The organism is Mycolicibacterium lutetiense (genome assembly GCF_017876775.1).
In the GTDB taxonomy this organism is placed as follows: domain Bacteria; phylum Actinomycetota; class Actinomycetes; order Mycobacteriales; family Mycobacteriaceae; genus Mycobacterium; species Mycobacterium lutetiense.
Map to the genome: position 1 here is coordinate 3,309,555 of NZ_JAGIOP010000002.1, position 20,522 is coordinate 3,330,076.

At 64.6% G+C, this 20,522-nt stretch carries 24 protein-coding genes and 2 tRNA genes; 5 read left to right on the forward strand and 21 right to left on the reverse strand.

The features are described 5' to 3' along the window. Positions 1 to 2: 2 nt before the first annotated feature. A complete protein-coding gene (locus tag JOF57_RS25185) occupies positions 3 to 752 on the reverse strand; it encodes a DUF881 domain-containing protein (protein ID WP_209921618.1) in 750 nt (249 codons plus the stop codon). Between the two features lie 94 nt (positions 753 to 846). Between JOF57_RS25185 and crgA the strand changes: the two genes are divergently transcribed. Together crgA and JOF57_RS25195 are read left to right on the forward strand one after the other, a co-directional pair. Beyond that, on the forward strand, positions 847 to 1,131 hold the full coding sequence (crgA, locus tag JOF57_RS25190; RefSeq protein ID WP_209921620.1) for a cell division protein CrgA: 285 nt from the start codon (positions 847 to 849) through the stop codon (positions 1,129 to 1,131). 155 nt (positions 1,132 to 1,286) lie between these two features. After that, a complete protein-coding gene (locus tag JOF57_RS25195) occupies positions 1,287 to 1,703 on the forward strand; it encodes a PH domain-containing protein (RefSeq protein ID WP_209921623.1) in 417 nt (138 codons plus the stop codon). A gap of 85 nt (positions 1,704 to 1,788) precedes the next feature. On the opposite strand, the gene JOF57_RS25200 is transcribed toward JOF57_RS25195, so the two are convergent. Next, the gene (locus JOF57_RS25200; protein ID WP_209921625.1) at positions 1,789 to 2,316 is read right to left on the reverse strand and encodes a peptidylprolyl isomerase; all 528 of its coding nucleotides are present in this window, start codon (positions 2,314 to 2,316) and stop codon (positions 1,789 to 1,791) included. Between the two features lie 153 nt (positions 2,317 to 2,469). On the opposite strand from JOF57_RS25200, the gene cwsA reads away from it, so the two are divergent. Then, positions 2,470 to 2,865, forward strand: a complete 396-nt coding sequence (gene cwsA / locus JOF57_RS25205) for a cell wall synthesis protein CwsA (protein ID WP_209921626.1) — start codon at positions 2,470 to 2,472, stop codon at positions 2,863 to 2,865. A 9-nt stretch (positions 2,866 to 2,874) separates the two neighbouring features. On the opposite strand, the gene JOF57_RS25210 is transcribed toward cwsA, so the two are convergent. The 14 genes from JOF57_RS25210 to JOF57_RS25275 form a co-directional block, all read right to left on the reverse strand. After that, positions 2,875 to 3,471, reverse strand: coding sequence for a hypothetical protein (locus JOF57_RS25210; protein WP_209921628.1), 597 nt, complete (start codon positions 3,469 to 3,471; stop codon positions 2,875 to 2,877). Positions 3,472 to 3,967: 496 nt separating this feature from the next. Further along, positions 3,968 to 4,267: a hypothetical protein gene (locus JOF57_RS25215; RefSeq protein ID WP_082931591.1), complete on the reverse strand. Its 300-nt coding sequence runs from the start codon at positions 4,265 to 4,267 to the stop codon at positions 3,968 to 3,970. A gap of 2 nt (positions 4,268 to 4,269) precedes the next feature. Then, entirely contained in the window at positions 4,270 to 5,133 is an 864-nt protein-coding gene (locus tag JOF57_RS25220) for a phage major capsid protein (RefSeq protein WP_209921630.1), read from the reverse strand. Positions 5,134 to 5,235: 102 nt separating this feature from the next. Next, positions 5,236 to 5,700, reverse strand: a complete 465-nt coding sequence (locus JOF57_RS25225) for a hypothetical protein (protein WP_209921632.1) — start codon at positions 5,698 to 5,700, stop codon at positions 5,236 to 5,238. Beyond that, complete coding sequence (locus JOF57_RS25230) at positions 5,697 to 5,882, reverse strand: hypothetical protein (RefSeq protein WP_209921634.1); 186 nt, start codon at positions 5,880 to 5,882, stop codon at positions 5,697 to 5,699. Before JOF57_RS25230 ends, JOF57_RS25225 begins: the two co-directional genes overlap by 4 nt. Continuing rightward, positions 5,882 to 7,192 (reverse strand): phage portal protein, encoded by a 1,311-nt coding sequence (locus JOF57_RS25235; protein WP_209921636.1) that lies wholly within the window; start codon positions 7,190 to 7,192, stop codon positions 5,882 to 5,884. Before JOF57_RS25235 ends, JOF57_RS25230 begins: the two co-directional genes overlap by 1 nt. After that, positions 7,189 to 8,649 carry a terminase large subunit domain-containing protein gene (locus JOF57_RS25240; RefSeq protein ID WP_209921637.1) on the reverse strand — a complete coding sequence of 487 codons (1,461 nt, stop codon included), beginning with the start codon at positions 8,647 to 8,649 and terminating at the stop codon, positions 7,189 to 7,191. Before JOF57_RS25240 ends, JOF57_RS25235 begins: the two co-directional genes overlap by 4 nt. Before the next feature lie 403 nt (positions 8,650 to 9,052). After that, positions 9,053 to 9,391 (reverse strand): hypothetical protein, encoded by a 339-nt coding sequence (locus JOF57_RS25245; protein WP_209921639.1) that lies wholly within the window; start codon positions 9,389 to 9,391, stop codon positions 9,053 to 9,055. A gap of 4 nt (positions 9,392 to 9,395) precedes the next feature. Beyond that, positions 9,396 to 9,614, reverse strand: coding sequence for a hypothetical protein (locus JOF57_RS25250; RefSeq protein ID WP_209921641.1), 219 nt, complete (start codon positions 9,612 to 9,614; stop codon positions 9,396 to 9,398). Then, on the reverse strand, positions 9,611 to 10,009 hold the full coding sequence (locus JOF57_RS25255) for a hypothetical protein (protein ID WP_209921644.1): 399 nt from the start codon (positions 10,007 to 10,009) through the stop codon (positions 9,611 to 9,613). The genes JOF57_RS25250 and JOF57_RS25255 overlap by 4 nt, the downstream gene beginning before the upstream one ends. Before the next feature lie 145 nt (positions 10,010 to 10,154). Further along, on the reverse strand, positions 10,155 to 11,330 hold the full coding sequence (locus JOF57_RS25260) for an AAA family ATPase (RefSeq protein ID WP_209921646.1): 1,176 nt from the start codon (positions 11,328 to 11,330) through the stop codon (positions 10,155 to 10,157). After that, complete coding sequence (locus JOF57_RS25265) at positions 11,327 to 11,683, reverse strand: DUF2742 domain-containing protein (protein WP_209921647.1); 357 nt, start codon at positions 11,681 to 11,683, stop codon at positions 11,327 to 11,329. The genes JOF57_RS25260 and JOF57_RS25265 overlap by 4 nt, the downstream gene beginning before the upstream one ends. Then, positions 11,680 to 12,210: a hypothetical protein gene (locus JOF57_RS31090; protein ID WP_234938244.1), complete on the reverse strand. Its 531-nt coding sequence runs from the start codon at positions 12,208 to 12,210 to the stop codon at positions 11,680 to 11,682. Before JOF57_RS31090 ends, JOF57_RS25265 begins: the two co-directional genes overlap by 4 nt. Before the next feature lie 145 nt (positions 12,211 to 12,355). Further along, positions 12,356 to 12,568, reverse strand: a complete 213-nt coding sequence (locus JOF57_RS25275; protein ID WP_209921649.1) for a helix-turn-helix transcriptional regulator — start codon at positions 12,566 to 12,568, stop codon at positions 12,356 to 12,358. A 248-nt stretch (positions 12,569 to 12,816) separates the two neighbouring features. Between JOF57_RS25275 and JOF57_RS25280 the strand changes: the two genes are divergently transcribed. Together JOF57_RS25280 and JOF57_RS25285 are read left to right on the forward strand one after the other, a co-directional pair. Next, positions 12,817 to 13,317: an XRE family transcriptional regulator gene (locus JOF57_RS25280; RefSeq protein ID WP_209921651.1), complete on the forward strand. Its 501-nt coding sequence runs from the start codon at positions 12,817 to 12,819 to the stop codon at positions 13,315 to 13,317. After that, the gene (locus JOF57_RS25285; RefSeq protein ID WP_209921653.1) at positions 13,304 to 14,464 is read left to right on the forward strand and encodes a site-specific integrase; all 1,161 of its coding nucleotides are present in this window, start codon (positions 13,304 to 13,306) and stop codon (positions 14,462 to 14,464) included. Before JOF57_RS25280 ends, JOF57_RS25285 begins: the two co-directional genes overlap by 14 nt. 33 nt (positions 14,465 to 14,497) lie before the next feature. On the opposite strand, the gene JOF57_RS25290 is transcribed toward JOF57_RS25285, so the two are convergent. The 5 genes from JOF57_RS25290 to gyrB form a co-directional block, all read right to left on the reverse strand. Further along, positions 14,498 to 14,570 (reverse strand) — tRNA-Ala (locus JOF57_RS25290). A gap of 153 nt (positions 14,571 to 14,723) precedes the next feature. Continuing rightward, a tRNA-Ile gene (locus JOF57_RS25295) sits at positions 14,724 to 14,797 on the reverse strand. A gap of 56 nt (positions 14,798 to 14,853) precedes the next feature. Beyond that, on the reverse strand, positions 14,854 to 15,765 hold the full coding sequence (locus JOF57_RS25300) for a DUF3566 domain-containing protein (RefSeq protein ID WP_209921654.1): 912 nt from the start codon (positions 15,763 to 15,765) through the stop codon (positions 14,854 to 14,856). Between the two features lie 52 nt (positions 15,766 to 15,817). After that, on the reverse strand, positions 15,818 to 18,322 hold the full coding sequence (gyrA, locus tag JOF57_RS25305; protein WP_209921656.1) for a DNA gyrase subunit A: 2,505 nt from the start codon (positions 18,320 to 18,322) through the stop codon (positions 15,818 to 15,820). Between the two features lie 36 nt (positions 18,323 to 18,358). Further along, the gene (gene gyrB, locus JOF57_RS25310) at positions 18,359 to 20,371 is read right to left on the reverse strand and encodes a DNA topoisomerase (ATP-hydrolyzing) subunit B (RefSeq protein ID WP_209921658.1); all 2,013 of its coding nucleotides are present in this window, start codon (positions 20,369 to 20,371) and stop codon (positions 18,359 to 18,361) included. Positions 20,372 to 20,522 lie beyond the last annotated feature (151 nt).

Consider the following 20,522-nt stretch of genomic DNA (forward strand, 5'->3'; position numbering starts at 1 on the left):
GATTAATAGCCGACAGGGCCCGCGGGTTTCGCGTAGCGCATCCGCAGCGGCTCGGTGTGCCCGGTGAGGTCGACCTCGGCGCGTGGTTCTTCCGCATAGCCCAGCCCGAACCGCACGACGTACTGCTTGTAGAGGGTTACGTACGGGGCGGCTGCCAACGCGGCCTGCATGGTCGGGGCGTCGCCGATCGCGGTGATGACGTAGGGCGGGCTGTAGGTGCGGCCGTTGAGCAACAACGTATTGCCGACGCAGCGGGGTGCCGAGGTCGCGATGATGCGCTGGTCCTGCATCTGGATGCCCTCGGCGCCCGCGCTCCACAGTGCATTCAGGACGGCCTGGATGTCCTGTTGGTGCACCACCAGGTCGTCGGGGGAGGCATCCCGCGGGAAGCGGCCTTCGGCATCGCGCTGGGCGTCGTTGAGCGTGACCACCAGGCCCGGCCCGCGCATCGGCACCAAGCCTGCCTCGACGGCCAACTGCGCCGAACGGCGGGTGATGGCTTCGAGCGCCGCGTGTGAGCTGGGTGATCCGCCGTGATGACTGTCGATCTCGGTGGCCAACGCGTCGCGCTGGGCCGTGAGCCGGTCGACGGACTGCTGGGCCTCGCGCACCAGGTCGACGAGGCGGGGTGCGTCGCTGCGGCGAATCTCGTCCCCGCCGGAGACCCCGTGCGTGGCGGCCAGGAGCAATCCGGCGGCCAGGCAGACCACCGGGACGCCGAAGCGCCAAGGGGATCGATCCGGTTGGTCCATCGCAGTCTCTCCTGGACGTGCAGCTACGTTAGGCTCGTGAGGCATCCTGCCTCATCGTCGCACCGTGTGACGCCGACTGTCCGTGAAGGTACCCATGCCCAAGTCCAAAGTCCGTAAGAAGAACGATTTCACCATCAAGCAGGTGAGCCGGACTCCGGTCAAGGTGAAAGCCGGACCGTCGAGTGTGTGGTTCGTCGCGCTGTTCATCGGTCTCATGCTGTTCGGTCTGTTGTGGCTGCTGGTTTTCCAGCTGGCCGCGACCAACCCGATCGACACCCCGTCCTTCCTTCAGTGGATGGCTGACCTGGGTCCGTGGAACTACGCGGTGGCATTTGCCTTCATGATCACCGGGCTGTTGCTCACGATGCGCTGGCGCTGACCGGAGACCAGACGATAATGAATTCATCTTACGTTCACAGCGTTACCGGCTCAGCAACCCCGACGATGCTCAATCACATCGTTGTGATTCATCCCCATTGGGGATAGCACCTGTGGATAACTCCATTAGCCGCGGTAAGAGGGTGTGAAGAACCCGTGCAGCAAACTCGATGGAGCCCACCGGCCGCTGGAGTCGCAGGTTGCGCCATAGCCGGATTGGCGTTGGCTATCGCAGCTGTGACCGTGATCACAGACCCGCCCGGACGTGTTCTTGCCGGCATAGCTGGCGTGGGATTGCTCACGTTCGCAACATTGTCGTGGCGGGCCCGGCCCAAACTGGCAATGAACCAAGACAGTCTCACGGTTGCCGGTTGGTGGCAGACCCGGACATACCGCCGTGACGAGATCCGACAGATTCGGATCACCGAGTTCCGTCGCATCGCCCGCACAGTCCGACTACTCGAGATCGACACGGTCGATGACCGGCTCGTGGTCTTCACGCGGTGGGATCTGGGAACAGACCCGCTCGATGTCCTCGACGCGCTCACCCAGGCCGGATTCGCGGCCCGGTAAACCCGGTAAAGGAAGCACCCCACACAACACACGACGCCCCCGGATCCCGGGGGCGTCGCGCATTGGTATGTGCGGGGGATACCCGTTACGACACGGTGATCGATTCGACGACGACCGGATCGGTCGGGCGGTCAGAACGATCGGTGGCGGTGGACGCGATCGCGTCGACCACCTTCTGCGACTCGGGATCGACAACCTCACCGAAGATGGTGTGGCGCCGGTTCAGGTGCGGCGTCTGGCCGACCGTGATGAAGAACTGTGAGCCGTTGGTGCCCGGCCCGGCGTTGGCCATGGCCAGCAGGTAGGGCTTGTCGAACTGGAGCTCAGGGTGAAACTCGTCGGCGAACTTGTACCCGGCGTCCCCACGGCCGGTGCCGGTCGGGTCGCCACCCTGGATCATGAAGCCGTCGATGACCCGGTGGAAGATGACGCCGTCGTAGAACGGACCGGACGTACCGCCCGAGGCATTCTCGGTGGTGTAGTCCTTGGTGCCCTGCGCCAAGCCGACGAAGTTGGCCACGGTCTTGGGAGCGTGGTTTCCGAACAGTGCGATCTTGATGTCGCCGCGGTTGGTGTGCAGTGTTGCCGTCGCGGTCTGAATGGGGCTCGTCACGGCTACTCAGTCTGCCATCCCGGCTCGCGGCAACGGTCAGATACCCCACCAAGGGCCCCAGACTCGCCCAGAGATGGCAGTCTGGATCTCAGCTAGCAAGCGGCCCATCCAGGTCCGTCGCCCATGCCCCGCCAGTACCGAGAAAGGTGCCAGATGACCGCGAACGTCGATACCCGGTTGGCCCCCCGTCAGCGCCTAGCCCGCGGCTTGAAATACAGCACTGTCGGTCCGGTCGACGTGACCCGCGGCGTGGTGGGCCTGAGCGCCGACACCGCAACCGCCGTTGCGGCCGGCCTGCGCAAGCGCTACGAGTCGGGCAAGCTACGCCGTCAACTCGCCGCAGCCGCAGAAGCGGTGGCCGCGCTGCCCGAGGTGCTGCAGGAAGCGACTACCCCAGAGCCCAAGAGATGCCACCGCCGACTGCTGATCGCCGGGGTCGCGGCAGCGGCTCTGGCCGGCGGCGCAGTGGCGTTCTCGATCGTGCGACGGTCCAGCCGGCCCGAACCCTCACCGCTGCCGCCCAGCGTCGAGGTCACCCCGAAGCCCTGACCGGGCGGGCTACTGCACGGACGGCGCCTGGCAATCCAGCCAGTGACCGTCTTCCTTGACGAAAGCGTTGGGCTGCGTGTCGGTCGCCGGTGGATTCTCGCCGAGCACCCATGTCGTGGTGAGGTCGGCGGTGGCCTTGTCGCCGGTGACCTTGATGTTCTCCACCTTGTCGATCGTCACCTTCGACGTCTGCCGCAGGATCTCAAGGTTGGCCGCCTGGTACGCCGGCTCGTCGTACTGGATCAATGCGTCGACCAGTTGATTGATGGTGGCGTCCGATGCCGTGGGGTGCTGCCGTTTGAACCCGCTCCTCAGCAGCTCGACGGGTGCGCCCGCCAGTTCCCCGGGGGCGCCGGCCGCGCTGAGCGGGGGAAACAGCGTGCTTGCCTGGTTCCGTACCGCCTCGCGGTATTGCAGACAGGTCAGCCCCGCCATCCTGTTGAAATCGAACCCGGCCAGCGCAGTTTCTTCCTGGGCGACCAGGTCTCGGATCTGTTGTTCGGCACTGACCGGTGCCACCGACGACGCAGCGGCGGCCGAACTCGACGTCGCCGCCGGCTCGCTCTCCGATCCGCAACCGGCAACCGTCAAAACGGCAAGGCCCACGACAACTGCACGTATCACCAAAATTCTCACTTCCCCACGGCGGTGCTGACAACTGGATTGGAGCGTCCCCGTGGCGGAAGGTTCTGCAGCCCCGCTCACGGACAGCGGCAGCTTACCGGTCGCACAGCTCTTCAGAGGGTCTTGTACAGCTCGCGCCCGCCGACGAAAAAAGCGGCCCCGGTGACCACACCGGAACCGCTTCAAACTGATGAATTGTCTTGTGGAGCCTAGGAGATTCGAACTCCTGACATCTGCCTTGCAAAGGCGAATCATGGTGCAGTTCAAGGGGTTAGAAGTAACTCGAACTGCGAAAACACATGACAGTAGTTCACAGTAGTTATCTGTAACTGAGGCCAAATTGTGGCCAGCAGGTGGCCATGTGGGCGGTCCGGCGCAGGTCGACACTCTTGCCTGATTCCTCTGGCCGTCGTGGTGCCGCCTTGCCCATTCGGAAAGGAGACCAGAAAGGTCTGGGTTTGACGCCGGACCGCCTGGTCTACATGGCCTTGACCCGGTAGCGGTCCAGGACGATCCGCTCGGCCAGGGTCCAGCCGAACGACGACGTCAGGCTGAACTGGTACTCGACATCGTCGACCCGTTTGGATGCCAGGCCGGTGCCGTTGGCCGCCAGCCGTGCTGAGGCGGTGGCGATGACGGCGGCGATCTCCGTGTTGGGTTCGGCGCCGGTGAATCCGCGGCCGCGGGTGTAGGCCTTGGCCATCGTGGTGACGATCGGGACGACCGTGGCCACCTCCCCGGCTTGCAGGGAGGTGACCGTGGTCGGATCGACGGGCACCCTTATGCCTCGGTGAGCAGGGTGACGGCCTTGGCTTGCAGCAGGGCGGTATCCCAGCGGGACACGACGCGGATACCGATGCTGTCGTAGTCGCCCCAGGTCTGATCGAGAATCTTCACCTCGGCGTTGACATCACGCGCCACGACCACCTTGGACATGTCCACCAGGCCGACGCGGGCCTTGCCGGGTGCGGTGCCGGTGTTCGGGATGTTGTCGGTGAGGATCACCGGCAGGCCCAGAATCCGAAGCTCGGTGCCGTTCTGGATGGTGTTGGGGTCGAACAGATACCGGGCGTCGGAGGTGCCGACCTTGAGCTTGCGCAGGGCCGCGAACGATGCGCTGGTCATCACCCAGTGGCTCGGAGTGACCTTGTTGCCTTGGGCCACGGCGAGGCCGTCGATCAGGGAATCGGGGTCGGTGAGGTCCAGGACGCCGGTCGCGATGCCGGTCTGACGCAGGATGCCCTTGATGGTGTTGGTCGTACCAGCGCCGTCCCACAGTCCCGCATCCAAGGCGTTGGCCACGTCGGTGACCAGGCGGGTCCGTAGTACCGCTTCGAGGCCGACCACCGAGGTACGGATCAGCTCGTTAGACAGCTTCACCAGGACCTTGAGGCCCTTCATGGTCGAGGGCAACAGAGTGACCTCGTCGAAAGCAACGTCGCCGTCGCTGATCTGGGCGCCCTCGGCGACGAATCCGGCGGTGACGCCGTTGACGATGCGCGGCACTCGGACGGGGCTGGAGCTGTCGAGGACGACGGGGCCGGCCGCAAGGAACGTGCTGGCTTGTTCGAGGGGCTGGACGAGCAGGTTGGCGACCTGCGACTGGATGAGGGTGGAATTACCCGAGGTGACTTCGATTGCCACGATTGACTCCTAGAGACGTGTTGATCCGATTGGGGTATCGACACGTCGCCAGGACGTCAGTCGTGTGGGCTCCAGGCCCGTACAGGGTTGAGTGTAGCGCGCTCAGGTTCGCTCTTTGAGCATCCCGAGTAGCGAGAACGACCCAGTGGCCGGACCGCGCTGGCCCTGACCGATGTCCCCAGATGGCCGGCGAGTAGCCAGATGCGGTTTAGCTTCGAGCAATTCGTTGATCGCACCAGCCAGTTTGTCGGGATCGGCAAGGTGGCCCTCGTCGAACGGCAGGTCGGTCGGATCGGCCAATCGGCCTGTGGCCCGGACCAGTTCGGAATGCAGCCGTTGGGCAAGGGTGTCGGCCTCCCCGGCACGCTGGCGGTACTTGCCGTTCTCGGTGCGCAGCTTCTCGACATACTCACGCGGGAACGTCTCGGCGTCGTCAGGGGTATGCGTCTGACTCACACCCTCAGGGGTGTCTGTCAGATCGACACCCTCGGGGGTCGCGTTTGAAACGCCATCCTCGTTTTCGGTGGCGTCACCGGAAACGGTTGCGTCCTCGTTCTGTTCGGTCATGGTGTTGCCTTCCTGTCATGGGTGCGGATCTCGTCGACGGCGTCAACGAGCTTGTCGGCCAGCTCGATTGCTTCGGCCTCGGTGAACATGTAGGTCAATGCGCCGGTGCGCATCCGGACCGGCCGCGCGGTGTCGGGCATGACCACGATCTTGGGTTCGACTTCCTTGGCGGCGATGCGCATCACGCCACCGTGCTCATGACGGCCGGTTGCGCCATGATCTTGGAGATCTCGTCGTCGGAGTAGCCGAGCTTGCCCAGCGCGTAGGACTGCGGGAGTAGGCCGGCCTGGAACAGTTTCACCACGGCGTCGGCCTCCTGCGCCACGCTACGGGTCGCGGCGTCAGCCCAGTGCACTCGAATGTCGTCGATCTGGTTGGGGTCGCTGCCATCCCGTACGGCGATCATCAGGCGGGCCACCTGTTCCCAGGCCCGCCCGAACGTGGCCTGTCGCGCCTCAGCTCGGGCCGTCAGGCTGGCCTCAGCAGCACGCAGCGCGTCAGCGGATGCCGGGTTATCGGTGAACACTCCGACGTAATGCGCCGGCAGTGTCGACACGGCCATGATCTGACCGAGGATCACCCGCACGCTGGCCTCGTAGCCACCGAGATCCGCTGATTGCAGTTGCCCGAACTTGGCGGCATCACTCTCCGAGATCATCGCCCGGTGCCCCTCCGGGATCGGGTTCACCTCGGTCATCACCGGCTGGCCGTCGCCGTCGAGGACCGGATCACCGTTGGCATCGAGGACGGGTTCCTCAGATAGCTCGATGCCTGTCGCCCACCTCCTCGGGCGACCAACGTATTCCGAGGTGACCATCATGTCCGCCAACGACTTGTTGAGGGCATCGACCAGGGGTTTGAGGTCGTCAATCTCCGAGCCTCCCCAGTCGCCGATGATGCGGTCGGTGTTGCGCAGGTTGACCACCGGCACCACACCGAGCGGGTTGGGGATCTCGTCGACCTGCTTGAACCCGTTGGCCACGGCACCCTGTTGATCGGCGCGTAGCCGGATGATCTTGTCCCGCAGATACATCACGGCCTCGGTGGTCTTGAGGTTGGTGTCCTCCCACCGTTTGATCGCCGCGTATGTCTCCCGGCTGCCCGGATCAGTCAGAACGGCAACCTGATTCGCCGACTCCACAGTGACCTGGGGGCGGCCGAGCTGGTCGGCCCACACGATCACATACGAGTCACCCAATAGCAGGGCCTCACGGTGCGCGACACCACTGGTCTGGTCCAGGTCGTTGCGGACCCAATCGGCCCACAGTCCCGCGTCCCCGGCGAACCCGGTGAGCCGCAGCCGCTCGGCCAACGCCGTCACGGCCAGCCGCGGAACATTGCTGGACATGATGCCGAACCTGTTGCCCAGCGCCACCTTGGCCTCCGGGGACAGGAACGCCAACGGTTGCCGGCCCTGGTAATAACGGTCTAGATCGGCGTACCGGGCCACCGGCTCATTGAGCCGCTGAAGAAGATCACCTAACAGGGTCATGATGCAAAACTCCTCACTCGCTTACGGTTTCGTTGTTGATGGAATGCCGCACGGTCGTAGGCCACGATGGCGGCCACGGCGGCGTCGATCTTGCGGGGCGACCCGCGCTTGTCTTTGCTGACCAGATCGCCCTGCGGGGTCGGTTTGGCCACGCAGTGCGCGAAGTGCGCGGCCATCCTCGGATCGCCGTCATGTGTCACCTGCTGGGTGACGACTGCCTGATACAGGCGGTCAGTGGCCGGCGCCATACGGGCCGCGTGGGCGGTGTTCCACTCGATCACCCGACGCTCACCGTGCCGCTTGGCCCAGTCCTCGATCTCGCTGCGCCACCCCCACGGATCGCACGCCAGCTCTACGACGTCGTACTTGGCGAACGCCACGTCGACAGCTCGGGCCACGTCCTCCCGCGGTACACGCCAGCGCGGATCGCCGGGGTTCTCCCACAAGCCTTCAACGAACAGATGCCCGTCGAGAGTGCAGGCGACCAGGGCGGTGGAGTCGCCCGACGCGGACCCGTCGAACGCCAGGACCACACGCTGACCCTTCTTGCCGGCGCCGGCAACATGGTCTACGCAGGCATCCCAGGCGCCCCACGGCAACCACGCCTCAACACCGGTCACCCACTGGCCCAGACGCAACTGCCGAAACACCGGCTCGCGCAACGTTCGGCGGGCAGCCTCGAGGCCATCCTCAGCCAGGAACGGGTCCTCACACGCCAGCGCAGGGTTCGCGGTGCGCCACGCCTCCCGGTCTCCGATGTCGCACCCGTCTGGGGCGGCGAACTCACGCAGATAGAACGCCGGATCGTCACCCGTGCGGCCATGCTCCACCAGACGCCACATGATGCAATCCGGCGACGACGACGGCGTACTGATCGCCAGCGTCAGCGACTCCGGCCGCTTACCCGACACCGACGTCACGGCCTCCCACACCGCTTCACTGACCACGTGCAACTCGTCGACAATCAGCAGCGACGGATCATGACCATGCAAGGCACCCGGTTCCGCCGGCAACGGCAACAGGATTGCATCGTTGTGCGGCACCACGATCCGGTCCGCGTAGATCTGCGCACGGTCGGCCAGCTCCGGTGTCAGCTCGATCATGCGCCGCGCCATCCGCAGCGTGATATTTGCTTGCCTTTGATCGCTGGCGACCACCAAAACCTCGGCACTGGCATCCCCGGCGAACAACTCAGTCACAGCGAGCATGGCGGCCAGGCCCGTCTTGCCGTTAGCACGAGCCACCGACACCAGGCCGGTGCGGATACCCGGAGCGAATGCACCCCGGATGATCTCGGTCTGAAAACCCCTCAGCGTCACCGGCATACCCGCACCCACACCCTTGGGCACCCGCAAGTAGTCGTGGATGAACGTCAGCCGGCGCTCGGCGCGCTCCGTAGGCAGCTTCGACAGGTCCAGTGGAGCGGCCTTGACCTGGCCCTTTGGCCCCGCCTTCATGTCTGGCCCCGGTGTGAGACACAAACTTTGCCTAGGAGACGGGGGGTCTGTGGCGGTACCCCCGGGGGCATCCCCCTGGTGGCTGTCTGGCCGCGTGCGGCGCCGGCGGCGCGGTTGCACGGTCCGCAGAGGACCTGGACGTCCTGCAGGCGGATGGTCAGGCCAGCGGCCTTGCGTGCCCAGGCTTCTGGGGTGTGGTCGGTCTGCAGGTCCTCGGTGGCGCCACAGTGCGAGCACCACGGTTGCATACGGCGTGCTTGCTTGGACAGTTTGGTCCAGTTCGCGTCATAGCCGCGTGCGGATGCTGAGGGTCTGGTCCTGGTGTCGGGTCGGGTGATGGTGTGGTCGGGGCAGCGTGGCCCGTTGCATGGTTCGCCACAGTCGAGGCAGGCGGTGAGGGTCATCAGCCGGCGGTCCATTCGGCGATGCACCACACGTGGTCCTCGCGGCCGGCGAGGTCGGTGGGGATGACGATGGGACCGCGGACGTGGTAGGTCAGGCCGGCGTGCTTGATCTGGTCAGTGGACTTGATGGTCCGGGTGACTGCGGTGACGGGCATGTAGACGCGGGCTGTGGCGCTGACGATGGTGGTCATGAGCGCGGTGTCCTCGGTGGGCTGTCCCGCTTGGAATGAGCAGCCGGTGATGGTGGTCTCCACGTTGTCGTAGATGGGCACCATGAACTCGTCGACGCCGATCTGTACGTGCTGGATCAGGGTGATGGTGTCGTTGCCGATGGTCATGAGGTCACCAGTTCCTACTCGTGTCGAACTGCTCGGCGTTGCGCAGGCGCTCGGCGTTGCGGATCTCGTTGCGTGCCTGGTCGAGCTTGCGGTGGAAGATCTCAATGGCGTCGACGTCCATGTTTGCGGTGCCGCTGGCGAGCTTCTGGAGGCGGCTGCGCAGGTTGATCCGGGCCAGCCTGAGAGCGTCGGTGTTGGCGGGCATGTCGTTGGGTGTGGTCACCAGGCACCGTCCTGGTCGTCGATGTCGGTGCGTCCCCATGCAACCCATTCGGTGCGGCCAGTGTCGTAGCGGTATTCGACGCGGTCGTGGATGAACCGGCCGTTGCGCTTCGGCGCGTTGAGGATGTCGAGGACCGCGGCGGGATTGGGGTCGGGTTCACCCTTGGTGGTGTTGAAGAAGTCGAGTGCCCGAGGCCGTAGTTCGCGCTTGAGATCTTCGTGTGCGGTCTCGATCGCCTGCAGGTCTTCGCGGTCGAACATGATGATGACCGGCTGGTCCTTGTGGGGGCCGGCGATGGTGACGTAGACCAGGCCTTCGTCGTGATAGACGTCGGTGATGTAGACGGTGCCGTCGATGGGCTCGATGACGGGGATCTGGATGGTGTTGTCGGACATGGTGTTTGATTCCCTTCGGTTTACATTGATGTTTTGCGCGGTTGCGTTGTTGTGCACGATTGGGACTGACCTGGGGTTTTGCGTTGCGCGGTTGGTGCGTTGTTGAGTCCAACCGCGCACCCAACCGCGCAGGCGTTTCCGCAGGTCAGTCCCAATCGCGCAACCGCGCACGCCAGTAGTGCGGTCCCGGTACTTTCGGGTGGTCGGTTTCGATGTGGTTTTCCTTGATGGCGCGGGTCCGGGCGCGGTCGATCTGCGACTGACTCCACCGTGTTGCTGAGGTTCCTTTGCCCTTTGCCAGGAGGTCGGTGATCTCCGTCGTTGGTGCCCACCGGTCGTTTCCTTGGCGGCCCTTGAGGAGGTCGATCAGATCGGCCAGGCATCCGTCCAGTCGTTCACGTTCGGCTTCGCCTTCGGTGACGTGTGGTTGTGCTGCCAGGACCTGAAAGAGTTCCTTGGCGGTAGCGTCACCGAGTCCGCACGGCCGACAGATGTTCACGCTGATGCCGGCCGATGTTGCCTCGGTGATCTCAAAGAGGTCGACGGGTTGATCGGTGCGGCAGATGTTGGACTTCTCGACACCGATGGCGAGACGGTCGTCCTCGGTCCGTAGCGCCATTAGGTTGAGTCGGACAACTTGACGGATCTGCCCGGACAGGCCGACCGCACCACGGGTGCCGTTGAGCGTGTCGCGGTTCGTGTGCCCGAGGGCCAAGACGGCGGCGTGGTGGCGTGCGGCGTACCGCTTCCAGCCGGTGATGACTGGGCGCCATTCTGTGGCCTTCGGGAGGCTGCCGTTGACGTAGGCAGTGGCGTCGGCAAGGCCGTCGATCACCACCAGTGACACCGGAGGCAACTCTTGTTCGGTGAGCCACGCCGGGCCGGGAATGCCCATCTCGAACTCGTCGGCATCTTCGGCGACGTTGAGCATGATGACCTTCGTGAGGTCTACGCCGGCGGCTTCCATGCGCGGCCGCGCGGTGTCCTCCCATCCGTCCTCGGTGATGATGACGACCACGTATTCGCCTGCGCGGGTGCGTTTAGCGACGACGTAGACCCACCAGGTGCTCTTGCCGATGCCCTCCTCACCGAACAGGTAGGTGACATGTCCGCGGGCGAGCTTGTTCTCTTCCAGCCAGTCAACGGGGCGTGATGGCGGTGCCTCGGATGCGAAGATCCATCCGTTCGGCAGTCCGTTCTTCGGCTCCCGCATGGGGATGACGCCTCCTCGGGTTCGTTTGCGTTCTCGGGGCGGCTTGAAGTTTCTAGTCGGCATGTCTTTGGGCGTCGCGCCGGACAGTGCCAGTGACCCTTCTGTCACGCTGATTTCCTCCGGGGGATGTAGGCGCTGCGGCTGTGGTTGCGGATCCGTTGGGCCATCGCGGTCCAGTCGGCGGCTGCGGAGATCTCGCGTGATGCGTCGGCCATCGCGGCCTGGGCGGTCTCTACGCGGAGTACGTGATGATCTCCGGCGACGGCGAGCGCCAGCAGCTTGCGCGGGTCTCCGTCTGCGAGTTCGCACCATGCCGGGGTGCCGGCGATGGGGAGCGGGCCGTAGTTCGCTTGTGCGACAGCGGCGGTGATGAACTCGTGGACGGGCCACCACGAGACTTGTTGGGATGCGGGAGAACCCGCGCCACGGTCGGCGCGGGTCCTCACTGTCTGGTCGGTCAACGGCCGGCCTCCGCGTCGGTAGCTTCGAGCTGGTCGGCGCACCGGTCGATCAGCACTGCCGCCTGCCGCAGATGACCAAGTGCGGCGACGAGGTCACTGACGGCGAACAGCGGCATGGTGGAGGCTTCGCGGAGCGTGGCGTTCAGGTCGTGCCGGACCAGGTCGACCACGTTGACCGCGGTGTCCAGCGCCAGCGCTGCTGTCCGAGCAGACTCTGGAGCAGTCCAGAGCTCGGTTTCCTGGACAGCGGCCAGGATCGACTGCGCGGCCTTGCGGGCCTGGGCGGCTGTCACGGAGTCGCCGCCGAGGTTGAGCCAGATGCGCGGTCCTTCGCCGCCGTCGCGGTCGGTGTCGATACTGCCGTCGGTGAACTGCACGGCGCTGGTGCCGATGATCCCAACGCCGGGGATGCGGCGGTCGACGCCCGAAAGGATCCGGTACGTCCGATCCTCGTCGTGCTGCCAGCCGTCGCAGCAGGTAGTACCAGCGGGCAGCGGTACATCGGTGACGGGTTGTTGTGTCATCATGGGGTTACCTACTTTCTGTTGAGGGTTGGTTTTGACGGCCTCGGGGTGGCAGCCCTGGGGTCGTCGTTCTTTTTGGGGCGCAGATCCTCGCTGTGATCGCTGTCGGGGATCAGGCCCAGGTCGGCGTGGTCGGCTTGCGCCCACATCAGGCAGCGCCTCGCGGGTCGTCGGTGCGCTGCACGGTGTTGGCAGTGATGAAATCGGCGACAGCTTGCTGGGTGTAAAAAACCTTGCGGGAGCCTGTCTTTACGAATTTCGGGCCGTTGCCGCGGTACCTCATCTGGGCCAATCCAGCTTCGGACGTGTGCAGGATTTCGGCGACCTGCTTGCAGGTCAGTGTTTCGAACGGCGTGGTCATGTCTTCCTCCTCTCGGTGGTTTTGGTCAGGCCCGGGTTCTGTTCCCTCGCATCCCCGTCGCTGACGGCTGTCGATGCGGTGTAGGGCCCGCGCTACTGGCCCCGTATCTGCGTCCGTGCCCTGTATGGAGTTGACTTAGATCGGTGTAGCGATGGTTTCAATCTCTACACCGGTGATCATGCGTCATCAACGGTCAAGCTGTCAAGGGCATCGTTGCGGAGATGATTTCCATCGCTTAGCCTGGCGACATGGCAGAGCCGCAGAAGAAGAACCCGTTAGGGCGTACGGGTCGCACCGTTGCAGACAACATCAAGCGACTACGTGGAGACATGCAGTACGTGAAACTGGCAGCAAAATTGGATGAGATCGGCCGGCCGATTCCGACGCTGGGACTGCGCAAGATCGAGAGCTATGAACGCCGCGTAGATGCCGATGATTTGGTGGCTTTGGCTGCGGCGCTTGGGGTTTCACCCGTCACCCTATTGATGCCAGCTGGAGTTGCGGTGGACGACGTGGTGGCAGTCTGCAATGCCGAGTTCAAGGCAGCAACACTATGGGAGTGGCTGATCGCTGAGTGGCCGTTTCCACGCCAGGGCGGTCTGGCCGAGTTCTTCGCCAGGGCGTTGCCATCGTGGAAGCTGGCAGAGGTTGAGCGCCGTATAGCCAATCGGCACGGCGGTGAGTCGGTCCAAGATCTCGACAGACCCGTTACGGTCCTCCTAGAAGGTCCTTCGTATGGCGACGATTGAGAAGTACGAAACTGATTCTGGTGCAACGCGTTACTGCGTTCGCTACCGCACGCCAGACCGACGCCAAACCCGTAAGCGTGGGTTCACCACCAAGCGGGACGCCGAGGCATGGGCGAACCAGCTCGAGGTGGACAAGCGGCGCGGTGCGTACGTGGCGCCGGCGGCCGGCCGCGTGACGCTGGGGGAGTATGCGCGGGAGTGGTTGGAGTCCAAGCACAAGCTGAAGCCGTCGACCCGGGCCCGGTACAAGATCGTGGTCGAGGGAGAGCTGGCGAAGCGCGGCCGGATCGCGCTCGGTGACATCACGCGCCGGTGGGTGCGGGAGTGGGTTGCCGATCTGAGTGTCGATCTGGCGCCGGCATCGGTGCACAAGACGGTCGGGGTGCTTCGCCAGGTGCTCGCGATGGCGGTTGCCGAGAATCGGCTGGCATTGAATCCTGTGGACGGCGTGGAGCTGCCGCCTGTGACGTCTACCGAGCAGCGGTTCCTGACATTGGAGCAGTTGCACGCGCTGGCTGACGCTGCCGGGGATCATCGGCCGCTGGTGTACGTGCTGGGGACGTGTGGGCTGCGGTTCGGGGAAGTGGCCGAACTCCGCTGGCGCGACGTCGACCTTGATCGGCTGACGATCCGCCTCACGCGCTCAGTGACGCTCGTCGACGGGTCGTTCGAGATCGGCACAACCAAGAGCGTCAAGGGCCGCACAGTGAGCCTCCCAGCGTTCGTCGCGGACCTTTTCATCCGATCCAGTAAAAAGGTCGATCCGGATGCGCTGGTGTTCCCCGACTCCGAGGGTGGCCACATGCGCGGCAGCAATGTGCGGCGCCGGTGGTGGTCTGATGCCGTGGCAGCGGCCGGCCTGTTCCCGCGCACCGAACGCAACGGGGCCGGGGAAGACGTCACTGTGTACAACTTCAAGATCCACGAGCTACGGCACACCGCGGCGTCTCTGGCGATCCAGGCCGGCGCGAATATCAAGGCGCTGCAGAACATGCTGGGACACGAGTCCGCGGGGCTGACGCTGGACCGCTATGGCCACCTGTACGGGTCCGATGTTGAGGCGGTAGGTATCGCGATCAATCAGCTTTTAACTCGAAAGTGTGTCCAAGGTGTGTCCACCAACGAGAAGAGCGGCCCCGGTAGCTAACACCGGAACCGCTCTGACCTGCTGATTTATTTGTGGAGCCTAGGAGATTCGAACTCCTGACATCTGCCTTGCAAAGGCAGCGCTCTACCAACTGAGCTAAGGCCCCTCATTTGGCCGAGGTGGCGCATCTGCCAAGTCATGCCAAACTTCTTCACCGTGTCGTGTTCGCCATACGATCACCGCGGCGGCTGCGATGCCGGCAACGAGCAAGAACCGCATGGCACAACCTCTCGATGATCACCGGTTACACCGGGTGTCGTGGGCCTAGGAGGACTCGAACCTCCGACCTCTTCGTTATCAGCGAAGCGCTCTAACCACCTGAGCTATAGGCCCGAATATTGGGATCGACCGAGCGCCGAGATTACCGCACGGGAGTGCAGAGTCCCAAATCAATCCCTGTCAGCCAGTGTGACCTCGACGCCGCCGACCAGATCGGTTGTCAGGTTGTAGATGAAAGCTCCGATGGTCGCCAACGCACACAGCACGACGATGTTCACCAGGCCGACGAGCGCGGACCCGCCGAAGATCGTTCCACTGGACACCAATTCGCCTCCTGAGGCGCCGCTGGCGCTGGTCAGGAGGTCGCCGACATTGCTGTTGAGCTTGCTCCACACACCCATGGCGCCGAGGACCAGGTAGAGGAATGCCACCGCGATCATCCACACGAAGAACAGCACCACCGACAGCACCAGTGAGACCTTGAGCACAGTCCACGGGTCGACCCGGCGGATCTGCATGCTGGCCCGGACGGGGCCCTGATGCGATCCGCGGTTGGCCACCTGGATCCGGGTGGTCGGGCTGTTGCTCGAGCTCCTGGCCGCCGCCGCGTCAGCGGCCGTCTTGCGTTGCGGGGCACGCGCGGCCGGCCCGGACAGATCCGGGATCTCGCTCGCATAGGCCTCGGGCCGCACCGGTTCGTTGCGTGGGGCCGACGGCGCAGACGGGGCCGGGCGTGCCGGCCGGGCGGACTGCTCGGTGTCCTTCGTCTCCGTGCCGGAGACGAAGCGCTGCAGCCGGGCTTCCACGCCGGGGGAGTGGGCGCCCGGCGGGCGGGCACCTTCCTCGCGCGTGTCGGCCGACTGCGGCGAGGTCCGGGGGGTGCCCCGCTGCCACGGCGGCACCTCACCGGTCTCGGTGATCTGACCGCCGGAAGCGCGGGCCTGCGTCCCCGCCGTCTTGCTCGCCGGCGGTTTCGCCTCGGCCCCTGCGGCCCCGGCACCTGCGGCCCCGGCACCTGAGCCGTTGGAACTGCCGGACCGGTCGCCCGCTCGCGGGTGCCCCGGCTCGTTCGGTGAACTCACCTAACAGCTCCTTAGCTCAGGCCGGGGTCCTGGTTGGGCCTCGGCGCCAGCGTCACTCTTCGTCGGACTCAGCCTCATCTTGTTCCGAGTCCTCCTCGGCGTTGCGCGCAATCGCAATCAGTGTGTCGCCCTCGCCCAGGTTCATCAAGCGAACGCCCTTGGTCTGGCGCCCGGCCTTGCGAACCTGACGTGCGGCGGTCCGGATGACTCCGCCACCGGAAGTGATGGCGTACAGCTCCGTGTCGTCGTCGACGATGAGCGCTCCGACCAGACTGCCACGTTTGCGGTCGTACTGGATCGTCAGGATGCCCTTGCCGCCGCGGCCCTGGACCGTGTACTCGTCGATCGCGGTCCGTTTGGCATAGCCACCCGCGGTTGCGACCAGTAGGTACGTGTCCGGTTGAACCACATTGAGGGACAGCAGCCGGTCATCCTCGTTGAACCGCATACCCTGCACGCCCGAGGTCGCACGACCCATCGGCCGCAGCGCCTCGTCAGTTGCCGAGAAGCGGATCGACTGGCCGTTGGCGCTCACCAACAGCAGATCGTCCTCGGCCGAGCACAGCACCGCACCGACCAGTTCGTCACCGTCACGCAGGTTGACCGCCACGATGCCGCCGGAGCGGTTCGAGTCGAAGTCGACCAGCCTCGACTTCTTCACCAGACCGTTGCGGGTGGCCAGCACCAGGTACGGCGCATCCTCGTAGCTCTTGATCTGGATGACCTGGGCGATGCGCTCCTCCGGCTGGAAGGCCAGCAGGTTCGCCACATGCTGACCGCGCGCGGTGCGCGAAGTTTCCGGCAACTCGTAGGCCTTGGCCCGGTACACCCGGCCCTGCGTGGTGAAGAACAGGATCCAGTCGTGGGTGGAGCAGACGAAGAAGTGGTTGACGATGTCGTCGGCCTTGAGCCCCGCGCCCTGCACACCCTTGCCGCCGCGTTTCTGGCTGCGGTACAGGTCGGTCTTGGTGCGCTTGGCATACCCGGTCTCGGTGATCGTGACGACCACGTCCTCACGAGCAATCAGATCCTCGTCGCTGACCTCTCCGTCGGCCGGCATGATGCGGGTCCGACGGTCATCGCCATGCTTTTCGACGATCTCGGCCAGCTCGTCGCGGACGATCGCCCGCTGTCGTTCCGGTTTGGCCAGAATGTCTTCGAGGTCGGCGATCTCGGCTTCGATCTTGGCCAGATCGTCGACGATCTTCTGCCGCTCGAGGGCAGCCAACCGGCGCAGCTGCATGTCCAGGATCGCCTGGGCCTGGATTTCGTCGATGTCGAGCAGCTCGATCAGTCCGGCTCGGGCGATCTCGACGGTCTGCGACGCCCGGATCAGGGCGATCACCTCGTCGAGCGCGTCGAGTGCCTTGACCAGACCGCGCAGGATGTGGGCCCGCTCGTTGGCCTTCCGCAACCGGTACCGGGTACGACGCACGATGACGTCGAGTTGATGTGCGACGTAATGCCGGATCATCTGGTCGAGCCGCAGCGTGCGCGGCACCCCATCGACGATCGACAGCATGTTGGCGCCGAAGCTGGTCTGCAGCTGGGTGTGCTTGTAGAGGTTGTTCAGCACCACCTTGGCGACGGCATCGCGCTTGAGCTCCACCACAATTCGCAGACCGACGCGGTCGCTGGACTGGTCCTCGATGTTGGAGATGCCGGCCAGCTTGCCGTCGCGCACCTGCTCGGCGATCGAGGTGATGAAGTTGTCGTGGTTGACCTGGTACGGCAGCTCGGTGATGACGATGCCGGTACGGCCCCGGCTGTCCTCTTCGATCTCGACCACACCGCGCATCCGGATGGAACCGCGGCCGGTGGTGTAGGCGTCGTGGATGCCCTGGGATCCGACGATCAAGCCGTGGGTGGGGAAGTCGGGACCCTTGACCCGCTCACACATCGCGGCCAGCGTGGCCTCTTCGTCGGCCTCGTGGTTCTCCAGGCACCAGTACACCGCCTCGGCCAACTCCCGCAGGTTGTGCGGCGGGATGTTGGTGGCCATACCGACGGCGATACCGCCCGAGCCATTGGCCAGCAGGTTGGGGAACCGGCTCGGCAGCACCGTGGGTTCCTGAACCCGGCCGTCGTAGTTGGGGATGAATTCGACTGTCTCCTCGTCGATTTCACGCAACATCTCCATGGCCAGCGGCGTCAGCCGGGCCTCGGTGTACCGCATGGCCGCCGCGGGATCGTTACCCGGCGAACCGAAGTTGCCCTGGCCGTCGACCAGTGGATAACGCAGCGACCAGGGCTGGGCCATCCGGACCAGGGTGTCGTAGATCGAGGAGTCACCGTGGGGGTGGTAGTTGCCCATCGTCTCGGCAACCGAACGCGCCGACTTGGCGTGGCTGCGGTCCGGCCGGAAGCCGGAGTCGTACATGGCATAGAGCACGCGGCGGTGCACGGGCTTGAGGCCGTCGCGCACCTCCGGCAGGGCGCGGCCGACGATCACGCTCATGGCGTAGTCGATGTAGCTGCGCTGCATCTCGTGCTGAATATCGACCGGTTCGATGCGGTCAGAGGTTTCGTCGCCGGGTGGCAACGTGGTGTCAGTCATGTGATCCTCGGTTGTTGATCTAGCCGGTGGATATCGTTAAACGTCCAGGAAGCGAACGTCTCTGGCGTTCCGGGTGATGAAGCTGCGCCGGGCTTCGACGTCTTCACCCATCAGGATCGAGAACAACTCGTCGGCCGCGGCGGCGTCATCGAGGGTCACCTGACGCAACACCCGCACCGAGGGATCCATGGTGGTCTCCCAGAGTTCCTTGGCGTCCATCTCGCCCAGACCCTTGTAACGCTGGATACCGTCGTCGATGTTGATCCGCTTGCCTGAGGCCTTGCCCGCCTCGAGCAGGCCGTCGCGCTCACGGTCGGAGTAGGCGAATTCCGGTTCCTGGCGCTGCCACTTGAGTTTGTACAGCGGCGGCTGGGCCAGGTAGATGTGGCCGTGCTCGACCAGCGGTTTCATGAACCGGAACAGCAGGGTCAACAGCAGGGTGGAGATGTGTTGACCGTCGACGTCGGCGTCGGCCATCAGCACGATCTTGTGGTACCGCAGCTTCTCGATGTCGAACTCGTCGTGAATCCCGGTGCCCAGGGCGGTGATGATGGCCTGGACTTCGGTGTTCTTCAGAACCCGGTCGATGCGGGCCTTTTCGACGTTGATGATCTTGCCGCGCAACGGAAGGATCGCCTGGAACATCGAGTCCCGGCCGCTCTTGGCCGAGCCGCCGGCCGAATCACCCTCCACCACATACAGTTCGGACTTCGTGGGGTCGGTGGAGCGGCAGTCGGCGAGCTTGCCGGGCAGGCCGCCGATGTCGGTGGCACTCTTGCGCCGGACCAGTTCGCGGGCCTTGCGGGCGGCGATACGCGCCTGCGCCGACGAAACTGCTTTGTTGATCACAGTTTTGGCTTCGGCGGGATTCGACTCGAACCAGTGGTTCAGCTGCTCATTGCAGATCTTCTGCACAAAAGACTTCACCTCGGTATTGCCGAGCTTGGTCTTGGTCTGACCCTCGAACTGCGGCTGAGCCACCTTCACCGAGATGACCGCGGCCAAACCCTCACGGATGTCGTCGCCGGTGAGGTTCGGATCCTTGTCCTTGAGGAGCTTCTTGTCCTTGGCGTACTTGTTCACCACGGTGGTCAGCGCAGCGCGGAAACCCTCTTCGTGGGTGCCGCCCTCATGGGTGTTGATGGTGTTGGCGAAGGTATGGACCGACTCGGAGTAGCCCGCGTTCCACTGCATCGCGATCTCGACCTCGTGACCGGTGCCCTTGCCTTCGAAATCGATCACGCTGGGCTGAATCGCGGTCTTCGTGCGGTTGATGTGCTTGACGAAGTCGACCAGACCGCCGGCGTAGTGGAACACCCGGTGCTTGACCTTCTGCGGTGCGGCCACCTCGGCCGCCTTCTCCTCGGCGGACTTCGGCGCTTCGGCGTGATCGCTGACGACCTCGTCGACGACCTCGTTCCGGGTAACCCGTTCATCGGTCAGCTCGATCGTCAGGCCCTTGTTGAGGAAGGCCATCTCCTGCAGACGCCGGGCAATGGTCTCGAAGTCGTAGACCGTGGTCTCGAATACATTCGGATCCGCCCAGAAGCGGATCGTCGTGCCGGTCTCGTTGGTCTTCTCACCCTTTTTCAGGGTCCCCGGGACGGAGTTGTCGTAGGTCTGGAACCACTCGTACCCGTCTCGGCGGATGTCCGCCTCGAGCCGCGAGGACAGCGCATTCACCACCGAGACGCCGACGCCGTGCAGGCCGCCGGACACCTGATAGGCGCCTTCTTCGAACTTGCCACCGGCGTGCAGGACCGTCATCACCACGTCGACCGTCGGGACTCCGGTGGCATGCATCGCGACCGGGATGCCACGGCCGTCGTCGGTGACCTGAACGCCGCCGTCCTCGAGGATTCGCACGTCAACCTTGCTGGCGAACCCGGCCATCGCCTCGTCTACCGCGTTGTCGACGACCTCCCACACCAGGTGGTGCAGGCCGCGTTCACCGGTGGAGCCGATATACATACCGGGCCGTTTGCGAACGGCTTCGAGGCCTTCCAGCACTTTGATCGAATCGGCACCGTACTGATTCTGGGCAGCCACGTCGGACGCGTCTCCTTGGGGTTCGCGGGAAGCGGTTGCATCGCCGCCCTGCAGATCTCGTCACAGTCTACCGGTCAGGGCGGACAGGGCCGACTCTGTAGCGGCGTTTTCACCTACCTAACTGCGCCGTGCGCGGAATTTCTCGGGCACC